Raw genomic sequence first — 12,732 nt, forward strand, 5'->3', positions numbered from 1 at the left:
AACTAACCTTCAATTTTTAACCCAAAAATGTTATGCCACAGACACCAAGACGCGTCATCATCATCGGTGCCGCAGGCCGTGATTTTCACAATTTCAACACCGTTTACCGCAACGACGACCGCTATCGCGTAGTCGCATTTACCGCCGCTCAAATTCCGGATATAGACGGACGCCGCTATCCTGCAGAACTTTCAGGTCCGCTCTACCCCGAAGGCATCCCCATATTTGATCAGGCTGAGCTGCCCGAGCTCATCCGCCGCTTCGACGCCGATGTGTGCGTTTTTTCCTACAGCGATGTCTCCTATCAGGAAGTCATGCACGTCGCCTCGCTCGTACACGCCGCCGGGGCCGACTTCCGCCTCATTGGCCCGCGCGCGAGTATGATCAGCTCAACCAAACCGCTGATTGCCATCGGCGCCGTCCGCACCGGCTGCGGCAAAAGTCAGGTCTCCCGCCACATCATCGAATCGCTGATGAAACAGGGTCTGCGCGTCGTCGCTATCCGGCACCCCATGCCCTACGGCGACCTTGTTGCCCAAAAAGTGCAGCGCTTCGCCACCGTTGAAGACCTAAAAAAACACAACTGTACCATCGAAGAGATGGAAGAATACGAGCCGCACGTCGTACGTGGTAACGTGATTTACGCCGGCGTTGACTACGAAGCCATCCTCCGCGAAGCCGAAAAAGAAGCCGACATCATCGTCTGGGACGGCGGCAACAACGACTTCCCGTTCTACCGCCCCGACCTCATGATCACCATCGCCGACCCGCACCGTCCGGGCCACGAGCTCAACTACTTCCCGGGCGAAACTACGCTTCGCATGGCCGATGTCGTCATCATCAACAAAATGGACAGCGCCGCTCCGGAAGGCATTCAAACGGTGCGCGAAAACATCTACGCCATCAACCCGACCGCTGTGGTTGTGGACGCCGCCTCTCCCCTCACAGTGAGCGAACCCGGTCTGATTCGCGGCAAGCACGTGCTTGTTGTTGAAGACGGCCCGACCCTCAGTCACGGCAATATGAAAATCGGAGCCGGCACCGTCGCCGCACGCAAATTCGGCGCGGCCTCCTTCGTTGATCCGCGTCCGTTTGCCACAGGCAAGCTCAGACAAACCTTCGAAAGCTATCCGGAAATCGGCATGGTGCTTCCGGCCATGGGCTACGGCGAACAGCAAATGCGCGACCTCGAAGCCACCATCAACGCCTCCGACGCCGAAGTTGTCGTCATCGGCACCCCGATCGATCTCAGCCGCGTCATCGACATCCAAAAACCTGCGGTGCGCGTCACCTACGACCTGCAGGAAATCGGCAAACCCGACCTGCACGAAATCCTTGAAGCCTTCACCAAAAAACACCTCAGCCACGAACCCGCCTGAGCAAGCCGGTGAAGCAACAACCCTGAAGCCCGAATGTCATCCAAAACATTGGAAAGCGTTCGGGCTTTTTTATATCGTCCATTTGTGCCAGCCTTCACGGTGCTGAAAACCAGCCACAAGCCATGCCAGGTCTTTTATTTTTTGGGGGAAACTCCGTGAACATCACGGTCTTTCGGGGAAGATCAGAAACCCCAAATCAAAGATAGGTCCCTTGCTTTTTTGCCATAACGCCGCCAACCGCAGATCACCGCACAATATCCTGTATGAAAATTCCCCGGATCAGGCCGATCGATCACGAATCAAAATTTACAGAAGCAAACCCAATTAGAAATGTACTATTTGCACAAAACCCCCGCCTGGCAACAGCCCCGATTTTCAACCCAAGGCCCCAAGCCCTGAAAGGGTGATATACAGAAAGACGCAAAATCTTGCGTCTCCACACGGGTTTGTCACGGGCTGTACGCCCGGCCCGCAGGCGCACCCTCGGCGCGCGCGGGTATTTATGGGGGGCTGTGCCGATTGCTATAAACATTTAACTCCTTTGGAGTTAGGGCCGGGGCAGGTCGAGCACCGGTCATAGTAAATTACGACCAGGTAAAATGGTTTTGGCAATTTGGTAGCGCCATGCCTTGACAGGATACAGGTATAGAATGGCGGCACCATCCCGATTTTAGCGGCAGGACTCTCATTTGCGTGGTGTTTTGTGCCGCAATTTAAATGCTACCCAAACCCAAGCCCTGAAAGGGCGACATACCAAAGCACAGGGTGCAAACCCTGTGACTGGCGTAACCCAAACAAAAAGCCCTGAAAGGGCGGCATATCATCGGAGCGCGTATCAGCACGAGAGCACATCTACAGCAACAGCCCCAATCACGACCACCAACCTGCCCTGTAAGGGCAGCATGTGGGTAGAATACCAAACCCCATTCAAAAAAGCGTGCCGTAGGTACGCCATGTGCATTCGGGGTTTTGCTGTGCCACCATGTGCGGGTCGGCCTCCCGGGTGGTTTAATAATCTGGCCCATTAAATACATGCGGGTTTTGCGGATAATTCGGAATTGACGCGGGTTTGCGCGGATTTTTTTTTGCGCAGCCACCGACCAAAAATCCCGGTTCCAACAAATGAGCACTTCATCTCAAAGATCAGCTTAGCTGCTAAACACTTGTTATTACACAAAAACCCGCAAACACACCGGGCTATTGCAGCCGGGCACGCATGCGGGTTTCTTAACTATAAATCGGAAACAGGCACTATCTGCTCAAACCACTACCGCTGAATCCACCACAGGTAGGAAAGGAAGAACATCAGAATCATCATAAGTACAAAGAGTACTGCAACGATAACATTGGCTATATCATAGCCTTTTATCTCGCGCTTAATTACACCGTCGCGTACTTCAAACGTACGCTCGTTTCCTTCTTTGTCTTTGATGCGGATTTCCGCATTCAGAATATCTTCAACGAAATCCCCCGCCGATGGTCCGCCGGTAGACTGCTGCCGGATTTTATAGTTGCCGTAGGTAATTGCTTCCATGAGAAAATGAATTGGATTCGGGATAAAAACAGGCTATCTGCGCGGCAGATAAGCACATACTATATATTGAGATACATAAATTATAATTTAGCTATTGTGATTATAAAATCAAACAGTTGAAGGTTCTTTAAGCGGAGAAAACCGCAACAATCATCACACTATCCGGCAGAAATGACGGCTTCCTGCCCTGCACTGCAAATCATTTTTAACTGACTGCACAGTACAAGCCTTGTCCGGTTCATCCCCTACCGGGCAGAGAAAACAATCAGGCCCGCTGCGCTACTCAGTTTTCCGCGGTGTAGCGCTTGAAGAATTCAATCATGCGAAGCAGCCGGTCTTTGCGGTGATGGACGTTTCCGGAGCGCGAGAGTTCATGATCTGCGCCGGGGTAGCGGATAAATTCGACATCCCGCTCCAGTACCTTCAGCGCTTTGTACATCATTTCGCTTTGACTCACCCCGGTCCGCAAATCTACATCTCCATGCAGGATAAGCAGCGGCGTTCGGATCTGATGCACATGGGTGAAGGGGGAATCGTGCCGGAGCACCCGCTGCACATCGGATTCCCAGGGGAATCCGCCGAAGCGGTCCGGTACAAGGCGCCAGGCGTTGCCTTCCCCGAAGAAAGTGCTCAGTTCGTACACCCCGCGCTGCGCGGCAGCCGCAACAAAGCGATGATCTTTGGCAATAACATAGGCAACGAGATATCCGCCGTATGAGCCGCCGGTAATTACAAGCTGATCGGTATCAATCCAGCTATACTGCCTTGCAGCTGCATCGAGTGAACCAAGCACGTCGTTCATCGGACCGATGCCCCAATCCCGGTGATTGGCCCGCTGAAAGTCGTAGCCGTAACCGCCCGACCCCCGCGGATTTGAAAAAACGATGCCAAAGCCATGGGCGGTAAACAGCTGAAACTCATGCCACATACTTGCTTCGCCCGTTCCCCACATGGCACTCGGACCGCCGTGTATTTGCAGCAGGGTCGGGAAGCGCTGTCCCGGCTCATAGTTGGCCGGCTTCATGACCCAGTATTCAATTTCGAGCCCTTCGCTGTTGGTGAAGGTGTGTTTCACAGGTTCAGAAAGCTGACGCCCGGCAATCCAGCTGTGATTGTGATCGCTTATGCGGCGGGGGTTTTCCGCATTAAGGGTAGCGGTGTAGAGTTCGAACGGGTTTTCCCAGCTTGTGAGTACATACACCAGCACGCCGCGGTTGAGATCAAAGGCGCGCACCCCAGTTTCGGTATCTGTTATACGCTGCGCTTCGCCGGTTCGGGCATTAATCCGGAACAGCGGAAAGCCACCGTTTTTGGGTGCTGTTGCGTAGAGGTTGTTGCTGTCGCGGCTCCAGGTCATGTTGCCGAGATTGCGGTCTACATCCATCCCAATATAGCGGGTAGTATTGCTGCGCAGGTCATGAACTCCCATGTATGCCTGATTGTACCCGCGCTCGCTGTTATCGAATACGCGAAATGCGATCAGGCGCCCGTCAGCAGAGGGCAACGGATTGCTGTAGCTGAAGCTTGGCGTACCCAGCATGCGCGCGGGCTCCGGTTCGTGGATATTCAGGGTATAGATATATGAATCCCGCACACGGTCAGGGTGCTGAGCCGTTTGCATATTGCCGGACAATACGATGTTCTGATCATCCCACATCCAGGCGGCACCGCTGAAGCTATGGAAGCCGGTATGCAGCGTAAGCGCCCGGGGCTCAGCGCGCGGACGATCATCCATGACGAACCAGTGCGTGTAGCTCCGTTCAGGACTGAGACGGCGTTCTCCCTGAAAATCGAGCCGGTTCAGCACCGCCGGACTGTTTTCCCGCTCATTCTGATCGAGCCAGGCGCGAATCTCTTCCAGGCTTCCGTCGGGATCCGGAGTGATGGTGTGATTGCGCGGCAGCGGATCAATGCCGGGCTTTTCAACCGGCCATGCCGGTCCCTGACGGAAAGCGTCTTTGGCAAGCAGCTCGCTGTGACTGTACGTACTTGAGAAGAGCAGCATGCTGCCGTCTGAACTCCATACCGGATTCGCGGCTCCTTGTTCAGCTTGGGTGTACGGGACCGCTTCACCGCCCCGCAGGCTCATCACATAAATCTGAGACGTCCCGTCTATGGTGCGCGTGAAGGCAATTCGTTCATTATCCGGGTGCCATGCGGGCTGCGAAGCGCCGGCGGGATGCCGCGTAAGCTGAACGGGCTGATGGCCTTCTTCATCAATGCGGACCATCCAAATCTGATTGACATATCCGTAGCTGTCATCCTGCGGCACAACTGAGCGCACAACGTACAGAGCATGCGTACCGTCGGGAGATACGCTGACCTGAGTGAGCTGTTGAATGCGGGTGAGGTCGGTCGTCCGTACCCGCTGATCGCTGTCAGCAGCTGCAATGCCCGTAACCGGCAGGCTGAGCACGGCAGACAGTAATACTACAAGCATGCAGCGCAAAAACAGATTTGTGGCGTAAAGTTTCATGTGAGGCCTTTTTGATGAAGGTTCTGAGTCCATGACCTAAGAATACTTTACTTCATGGTTTTTTGCACGATAAAAAAAGTCAAATCTGCGACGGCGCTGTCATCCCTGAAATACAAGGCTTTATACCATGCGTACCTAAGCTGAACTAAGCAATACAAGTGCAGAGCATATATCCCCATAAAAGCTTCGCCCGAAACGGACTGATTCCGGGCGAAGAAATAAACTGTCTCAAAAAATGTCTAAGAAACCCTTGCGCTACTCCGCTGATTTTTTCAGGTCAACAGATGTTGCGCCCCAGTTGCCGGTACCCGTGCCGGGGTAATAGGCGGCAACCTGCGGATGTTTGTCGAGAATGCTGTGCACCAGCCGCCGCAGCGTGCCCGTGCCCTTGCCGTGAATGATACGCAGCTCAAATATGCCGGTTTGCAGACAGGCTTCGATATAATCGGGCACCAGGGCTTTCACATCTTTGGGCCGGAACAGGTGCAGATCGAGCACGCCGTCAATAGGCAGCTCGTGATCTTCGGGGAAATCGCTGTCGTCAAAGGGCTCTTCCATAGATGGTTACAGGCTTAAAGCAGATGGGGTTTGGGAACACATCCATCGAAAATAAATAAAATCGAACGCAATGACGCAGCTGCGATATCTTTATTCCGGCACTTCCAGCATTTTAAGGGCGGTATCGTAGGTGCAGAGGCCGCCAAGGTAGCAGCGGACCCAGTAGCGCACGCTTGCCCGGCGCTGTAATACTGCGGTATCGCGTGTTGAAAACTGACCGGTAAGCTCATTGTGAAACCCGATCAGATCGGCTTCGATGGCTTCGATGAGACGGTCGGGCAGGTCATGCCAGCCGAGCAGCTTAACGCATTCGAGGGCGCGCGCGTCAATGTCGTGCAGGTTTACGGGCTGAAGGCCTGGGAAAGCGTAGTTGAGTTTTAATGCGGTAGTCATGGGTAAATCTCCTGTGTTGTGTGTAGTGTTTATCAGAAGATACCGCAGATGTGTGACAGCATTATGTCACCCTGTTTTGACTTTTTTTATTTTTTTTTCGCTACACCTTCCGGCATGGGTAATTCGAATTTAACTGAGGTTCCTTTGTTAAGCTCCGAGCTGATCCACATTCTGCCGCCAAGTCCTTTCACCACTTTGTAGGCTTTGGTAAGCCCGAATCCGCCGCCCATGGTCCGGACTTTATCCTTCACATTGCTTGCGCGGTAACCGTACTGTACAACTTTATCAAGCTCATCTGCCGGAATGCCCATACCCGAATCCCGCACTACAGCCCGCAGGATTTCATTGCTCTGCATAATGCCGATATCAATCGTGCCGCCCGGCATCGTGTATTTGCGCGCGTTGGCGGCAAGGTCGCGAATGACATCTTTCACGGAAAGCGGCATGTAAAGATAAGGATCAAAAGCGCTGTCCACTTCAAAGCTGAGCAGATAATCCTGCCCTTCAGTTACGGCAGCAATGTTTTTTACGATACGGTAGCGGCCCCGGCTGTTTTTTTCCATCGCTCCAAAAAAGCGCGAAAAATCATAGTGAAACTGTGAAATTTGGAACTGAAGCCATTCATCGGGATTCTCCCATTTCCGGTAGATTTCAGCAAACCGAACCTTCATCACTTTGACGATATCTTCGATGGTTTCCGTATAAAACGCCAAATCATCATCATTCACGGAGCAACCTGCCTGAACAAGCGATTCCGGCAAACCCAGTAAGGCTTCCGCAAAGGCTTCGACTTCCTTCTCGGCCAAACCGGCCTGATCCTGTTGTTTTACCGCCTGCAGCAGCTTCTCCGTTCTGCGCATCATGTGCTGCAGCACTTCACAAGGTTCGGAACCGCCAAGCATATGCAGCTGCGCTTTTACTACCGAAACAAGATTAACGACCGAGTGCATGTCAATCTCGGCATCGTGTGATTTGCTGAGTTCTAAATCATAAACAATTTCCATATGCGTAGCGAATTGTGTCCCTGAGGTTTTGGCTGCAAGGGCAGTTGAACTGTGAGTAAATTTGAGGGAAATGAGAAAGTTATCCGGAATGCCTAAAAATTCTGTTCCGGGCATGTATGACCGATTTTATGGTTCAATTTACAAAATTAAGCGGCCTAATTCTCTTTGTATCTTCCTGCAGCCAGAACAAACTTCATCAATATTCAGAAATCCTTACCAATGGAATCCGCCAATCCGCCCTTCAGCTGTCCGCTGTGTCATGAATCGCAGCGGCTGTACCCGCAGCCGGGTCAGGATAAACGCCGGTATTACCACTGCCATAACTGTCGGCTTGTGACGGTACATCCGGCGGACCGCATCGGGCCGGAAGCGGAGCAGGAACGCTACCTGACCCACAAAAACGGTCCGCAGAATGAGGGACACGTGAAGTTTCTGATGAACGCCATCACACCCGCCCTGCCCTATTTAAAGGACGGCGCTTCGGGGCTCGACTATGGCTGCGGGCACGTGCCTACCCTGAGCGTTCTTATGCGGGAGCGCGGCTTCCAGTGCGCTGATTACGACCACTACTTTTTTCCAGAGCTGCCACCGGGGCCTTTCGACTTCATCTTTTCGACCGAAACCATCGAGCATTTCACCCATCCCGGTCCTGAGTTCGACCGCCTTTTTGGCTTGCTGAATCCCGGCGGCATCTTCACCGTCATGACGCTTTTCTGGAAAACCCCCGACGACTTCCTGCGCCATTTCTACTACCGCGATACCACGCACTTCGTATTCTACCATGCTGAAACCATGGCCTGGCTCGCGCAAACCTACAAGCTCGATCTTCTTTATAGCGATAATTTTCGGGTGATGGTCTTCCGGAAGCGAAATTAGCTCCGAAGCCTACTCCGGCCTGAGCAGGCTGAAATACACGATACCCAGCTTCCGGCTTTTTTCAACCCGAAACCCGTGATCGTTGAAGAGCTTGAGCGACTCGGTTTCTGACCAAAATGAAATACCACCCACTCCCGAAGCCTTCTGTGCGAGACTGCCGGCAAACGTATCCGCGCGAAGCAGGTGCATCATAAAGAGGCGGCCGTCATCTTTTATGACGCGTCGCATCTGATGGAGGGCTGCCGCAGGACTCCGAAACTCGTTAAGGCTTCCGCCACATACAAGCAGGTCCGCCGACTGCGCGTAAAACGGGAGGCGACTTACATCAGCTTTAAGGAGATAGAGGTCCGTGCCTGCCGCAAGTGCACGGTTCCGGGTTTCATCAAGCATGGGAGCCGAAAAGTCTATCGCAACCACCTGTGCATTGGGGCTGTGGGCTTTAATACTGCGCGCATAAAAGCCGGTCGAGCAGCCGAGATCAAGTACAAGCTCCCCCGCTTTGGGCTGAGCCCACTGCAGCAGCAGTTCGCGCTCGTCTTCGAAAGAAAAATCTTCCCCGGATAAAATCCCGATGGAGCGCTTTCGCCAGCTGTCTTCGTAAAACTGCGCGGTAGCCGTCAGAAAATTGCTTTGCTGCGCAGGCGTAATGCCGGAAGGCTTGCCGGGCAGGTATTCGATGATGTTATCGCGAATGCCAATGGTGTCACCTGTTGCGCAGCCCGCATCTCCGTTGAGCCGTTCTTGCAGCCGGGCCGCAGCGGCCGGAACGTGGTAAAAATGCCGTTCATCAAGCGGGTGTTTGAGTGTCAGGCCGTCGGTGTGTGAAGCGGGCTGTGTCATGGTGGCAGGGTGAGATTTTTCAGATTCGTGAGAGGGCAGCAGATTGGCACAATATACGCGCAAGCCCTGCCCCTGCCCAAATCCAAGGGCTGTTACGAATATCCGTGTTCTGTCTGCAAGTACAAATGACGAAAGCCCCGCTATCGCAGGCGGGTGCTGATGATCTCCTTCAGCTTTTCCTTGAAGGCACCCGGATAATCGAGATTGTCTTTGGTGTCGAAGAACGGATTCATTACCGTCAACCGAATCAGGACAAGCTCCTGCGTATCGTGCACGGCCTGCCAGTTTTGGGTGAAGTCGTCAATCAGGCGGTCGTAGGCCGGACGCTTCAGCGTGGTTTTGGAGACGTAAAACTCGTGGTTTTCATCCGGACTGAAGGCTTCGTACACTTTCAGGGTGCGGGCGTTGCTTACGCCGAGCGCTTCGTTTTCGCGGGCAATACAGAAAGTGATGATGTTGGTTTCTGCGTGCGGAAAAATCCGGATCTGCGGATGGGCCGTGCGAAGCAGCCCTTCGAGTTTGATCCGCGATTCAATGGTGCGCTCCAGGATACGTCCGTAGCCTTCGGCGTTGAGGCCGATGGTGCGCGCGGTGAGCCAGGTCGAAACGGCACCCGCGGCGGAGCGTGAACCTTCAATAGTCTGCGGACCCCGCTCGCTCACATTCACAAAGTTGATGTAGGGCGCGATGGATTTCCGGTAGAAGTACTCGCGGCGGTTGCGGCACAGGAACGCGCCTGAGGCATAAGGCACATAGCCCAGCTTGTGCGGATCTATCGTGACCGAGTTGGCCCTGCGGATGGCGCCCAAAGCAAGGCGCATGTTTTCGGACACGACTTCCGCTTCCATATCGAGGGAGCACAAAAATCCGCCGTAGGCCGCATCCACATGGTGCCAGATGTGCCAGCCGCGCTCTTCGCGGTATTCGTCGAGCATCGCCTGTACTTCGTGTATGGGATCCATCTCGCCCAGCTCGGTCGTGCCCGCAACGGAGACGACCATAAGCGGCGGACGCTGTCGCTGACGACAGTTTTCCAGGGTTTGGCGCAGCGCAGGAATGCACATGCGGCCCTGTTTGTCCGTTTGCACCCCTACAAAGGCTTCTTCACCCAGCCCCATGATATCGACCGCTTTGTTCCAGGAATAATGCTTGTTTTCCGGTACAAGCACGACCGGCCCGGCATAGTCCATATCAAAAACCTGATCGAGGTTGCGGTACACGTGCACCGGGTTGCCTTTCAGGATGTGGAAGGGATTCAGATCATCATCGTTGAGCTGATATTCGAAGCGGATGCGGTCATAGTTTTCCCAGCCCATGAGGCAGGAGTCGAACATGTTGAGGCGCTTGTCATTGTATCTGCGGCTGATGGCGCCCGCGGCCAGCCATTTCGCGAAGCGGTCGCGGGCACGGAGCGCGCCTTCCAGGTTGGCGACTGTGCCGCCGGATGTAAAGTGCCCCGACCCGGTTTCGGTGCTGTAACCGACCATGCCGAGCAGGTCCCGCACGGCTTCATCTTCGATCAGAATGCCAACACGGGATGACTCCCCGGAGATGTTGTTGGGATTGTACAGCAAAGTCACAATATGCCCGATGAGGGCCGGCATGGAAACTTCTGTGACCATGTGTCCGATGTAGCGGGGCGAAAAGCTCGGCACTTCGTTTTGGAGGCGCCGCATGAGGGTGCCTACCTGTTTGCGGATGGTCTCCCGCCGCTGCATAAAATCCGGGGTTTGCATATCGCGCTCAGAAATAGCGCGGCCGTCGGAGCTGTACAGGGCTTTGCGCCAGGCAAACCAGGCATCAAAAAGATCATCGAGGATCTCGCGAACCCAGGGGCTGTTTTCTGCCTGCGGACCCAGGAAAAAGCTTTTAAGGGCGATATCACCGGGCTCGCAAAAAAGGTCGGAGGAAGAATCTGAGGTAGTATCCGCACTTTTGGCGGCTTCAGTCGGAGAAATAGTCATGGAAAAATTCAGGAATCAAATAAGATCAGAAGGAAAAAAAGGAAGGGACAGCGTTCGGATATAAGCTTACAGACGGCTTTGGTGCTATCGAAGTGCATCAACCCTTTCTCATTGTTTATTGTTCAAACAAGTAATTTGCGCCAAAAATACGACATTAGTATTAGATTTGAAAGATGTTCGAACAAGCAAGTGCTGTTCCGTTGGAAAGCCGGATTTGGAAGAAACCGTCCCGTTTCGCTTACAGACACAGTTTTTCCAAAGAAAGAGAGATTGCTGCGGACTTTATTTTTCGCGGCAATCAGGCTTCAGACGGTGCCGCCTAAGCTATCCCCTTAGCAGCTGAAGTCTTTTTCCGACTCATGCTGAGATCCAAGGAGCACAAAAAAAGGATTGAGCTTGTTCACGCAGGAAATCATCTGCGCAAATCCGGCTCAATCCCTTTTAACCTAAATCCCCGGGCTATTCGAGTAATTGCTGTCAGAACTGAAACTGCATCAGTCCGGAAATACCGGAGAAGTTGTCTCCGAACTCGTTGAATTCCGCAGAGGCATTTACCTGAAAACTGAAGGTGCGGGTTGCCTGATAGTTCCAGCCGAGAATAAAGAGATCGGATTGGCGGTCAGTCAGGTCGTAGTCGAGATAATCCCAGCGTACGAGCAGCTGCGTGTTGTCAGTCACCTGAAGGCCAAGGGTGATAAAGAAGCTCGTAATGGTTTCTTCATCTCCGCTTAGTTCGACGGCATCGAAGCGCGTTTGGAGCAGTTCGAAGGAGCTGATGAACATACCGCGATCGAACTGCACGAATCCACCGTAGAGGTAGCGATCGCCTTCAGAGGTGAGTCCGCTGCGGCCAACGCGCGCATTTTCGGTCTGATTGAGAAAGCCGCTCACACCAACATTAAGCCTGCCGTCTTCAACGGGCACATGATACGCGAGCCGTCCGGTGTACATAAAGCGGTTGTCGTTATCCCGGGTGAGTCCGGTACCGTTATATACTCCGAAGCGGTAGTTCCAGTTGCCCGGACTTCCCAGGGCGGTGATCCCGATTTCGCGGGAGTTCATCATCGTACCAACCAAACGGGCACGGTTGATGAAGTCGGTAGCACCGGGATTCGGATCGAGATCAATAGATACAAACGGCTTGAAGGCACCGAACATCACGTGAAAGTCAGGGCTCACCCGGTAGCCGAGCTGCGCATCGAGAATAGTGGGCGAGTTGCGGAATTCAAGCTGAAACCGGTACAGGAACTGACTATCGAGCTGCCCCCGCACATCAAGACGCTGTGCGCCGAGATCAAAGCCCCTGCCGCCGTTGTAGTTGTCATCATCCAAAGAAAAATTAAACTCGCTTTGGTGCAGGAAGCTGATACTCATGAAATCCCGCTTGAGCAGGCTTCGCATTTCATCATACTTGGGGGTCGTTTGTGCCTGCAAATCAGCGGCAAAAAGGCCAGCGACGATAAACATCAACAGGCTGAAGCGTAACAGTTGTGTCATAAAGATATCCGGTTTATGGGGTTTGGAATTGCAAATAATAAGATATTAAAATCTGAATATTTTCGTAGCTAATTTAGGACGGATACGGACCATTTTCAGCGACTTTTGTTACAAGACGTCACCTGTCTCTTACCCCTTGCATACGAACGATTTAGTCAGATCAGCCGGTTTTATGCGTCACTATTCATTCGGCTTTTTATTCATCCAAAGC

At 53.2% G+C, this 12,732-nt stretch carries 10 protein-coding genes; 2 read left to right on the forward strand and 8 right to left on the reverse strand.

The features are described 5' to 3' along the window. Positions 1-32: 32 nt before the first annotated feature. Positions 33-1,379: a cyclic 2,3-diphosphoglycerate synthase gene (locus tag CYPRO_RS14980; RefSeq protein WP_114985388.1), complete on the forward strand. Its 1,347-nt coding sequence runs from the start codon at positions 33-35 to the stop codon at positions 1,377-1,379. 1,267 nt (positions 1,380-2,646) lie between these two features. On the opposite strand, the gene CYPRO_RS14990 is transcribed toward CYPRO_RS14980, so the two are convergent. The 5 genes from CYPRO_RS14990 to CYPRO_RS15010 all read right to left on the reverse strand — a co-directional run bounded on the left by CYPRO_RS14990 (position 2,647) and on the right by CYPRO_RS15010 (position 7,458). Then, the gene (locus CYPRO_RS14990) at positions 2,647-2,913 is read right to left on the reverse strand and encodes a hypothetical protein (protein ID WP_114985390.1); all 267 of its coding nucleotides are present in this window, start codon (positions 2,911-2,913) and stop codon (positions 2,647-2,649) included. 283 nt (positions 2,914-3,196) lie between these two features. Then, a complete protein-coding gene (locus CYPRO_RS14995) occupies positions 3,197-5,389 on the reverse strand; it encodes a S9 family peptidase (RefSeq protein WP_164682844.1) in 2,193 nt (730 codons plus the stop codon). Between the two features lie 255 nt (positions 5,390-5,644). Next, the gene (locus tag CYPRO_RS15000; protein WP_114985392.1) at positions 5,645-5,947 is read right to left on the reverse strand and encodes a Smr/MutS family protein; all 303 of its coding nucleotides are present in this window, start codon (positions 5,945-5,947) and stop codon (positions 5,645-5,647) included. Between the two features lie 90 nt (positions 5,948-6,037). Continuing rightward, positions 6,038-6,340, reverse strand: a complete 303-nt coding sequence (locus tag CYPRO_RS15005; protein ID WP_114985393.1) for a hypothetical protein — start codon at positions 6,338-6,340, stop codon at positions 6,038-6,040. A gap of 86 nt (positions 6,341-6,426) precedes the next feature. Further along, a complete protein-coding gene (locus CYPRO_RS15010; RefSeq protein ID WP_114985394.1) occupies positions 6,427-7,458 on the reverse strand; it encodes an ATP-binding protein in 1,032 nt (343 codons plus the stop codon). Positions 7,459-7,563: 105 nt separating this feature from the next. On the opposite strand from CYPRO_RS15010, the gene CYPRO_RS15015 reads away from it, so the two are divergent. Beyond that, on the forward strand, positions 7,564-8,220 hold the full coding sequence (locus tag CYPRO_RS15015; protein ID WP_114985395.1) for a class I SAM-dependent methyltransferase: 657 nt from the start codon (positions 7,564-7,566) through the stop codon (positions 8,218-8,220). 9 nt (positions 8,221-8,229) lie between these two features. On the opposite strand, the gene CYPRO_RS15020 is transcribed toward CYPRO_RS15015, so the two are convergent. From CYPRO_RS15020 to CYPRO_RS15030, 3 genes are all read right to left on the reverse strand, one after another. Continuing rightward, a complete protein-coding gene (locus tag CYPRO_RS15020) occupies positions 8,230-9,060 on the reverse strand; it encodes a class I SAM-dependent methyltransferase (protein WP_114985396.1) in 831 nt (276 codons plus the stop codon). A gap of 140 nt (positions 9,061-9,200) precedes the next feature. Then, positions 9,201-11,024, reverse strand: coding sequence for a pyridoxal phosphate-dependent decarboxylase family protein (locus CYPRO_RS15025; protein WP_114985397.1), 1,824 nt, complete (start codon positions 11,022-11,024; stop codon positions 9,201-9,203). A 477-nt stretch (positions 11,025-11,501) separates the two neighbouring features. Next, entirely contained in the window at positions 11,502-12,521 is a 1,020-nt protein-coding gene (locus tag CYPRO_RS15030) for a porin (protein WP_114985398.1), read from the reverse strand. Between the last annotated feature and the right edge of the window lie 211 nt (positions 12,522-12,732).

The sequence above is a fragment of the Cyclonatronum proteinivorum genome, assembly GCF_003353065.1.
Taxonomy (GTDB): Bacteria; Bacteroidota; Rhodothermia; order Balneolales; family Cyclonatronaceae; genus Cyclonatronum; species Cyclonatronum proteinivorum.

Bases quoted from the DNA above. Each gene is read 5' to 3' on its own strand.
- CYPRO_RS14980 (WP_114985388.1), top strand. From the start codon at position 33: ATGCCACAGACACCAAGACGCGTCATCATCATCGGTGCCGCAGGCCGT.
- CYPRO_RS14990 (WP_114985390.1), bottom strand. From the start codon at position 2,913: ATGGAAGCAATTACCTACGGCAACTATAAAATCCGGCAGCAGTCTACC.
- CYPRO_RS14995 (WP_164682844.1), bottom strand. From the start codon at position 5,389: ATGAAACTTTACGCCACAAATCTGTTTTTGCGCTGCATGCTTGTAGTA.
- CYPRO_RS15000 (WP_114985392.1), bottom strand. From the start codon at position 5,947: ATGGAAGAGCCCTTTGACGACAGCGATTTCCCCGAAGATCACGAGCTG.
- CYPRO_RS15005 (WP_114985393.1), bottom strand. From the start codon at position 6,340: ATGACTACCGCATTAAAACTCAACTACGCTTTCCCAGGCCTTCAGCCC.
- CYPRO_RS15010 (WP_114985394.1), bottom strand. From the start codon at position 7,458: ATGCCCGGAACAGAATTTTTAGGCATTCCGGATAACTTTCTCATTTCC.
- CYPRO_RS15015 (WP_114985395.1), top strand. From the start codon at position 7,564: ATGGAATCCGCCAATCCGCCCTTCAGCTGTCCGCTGTGTCATGAATCG.
- CYPRO_RS15020 (WP_114985396.1), bottom strand. From the start codon at position 9,060: ATGACACAGCCCGCTTCACACACCGACGGCCTGACACTCAAACACCCG.
- CYPRO_RS15025 (WP_114985397.1), bottom strand. From the start codon at position 11,024: ATGACTATTTCTCCGACTGAAGCCGCCAAAAGTGCGGATACTACCTCA.
- CYPRO_RS15030 (WP_114985398.1), bottom strand. From the start codon at position 12,521: ATGACACAACTGTTACGCTTCAGCCTGTTGATGTTTATCGTCGCTGGC.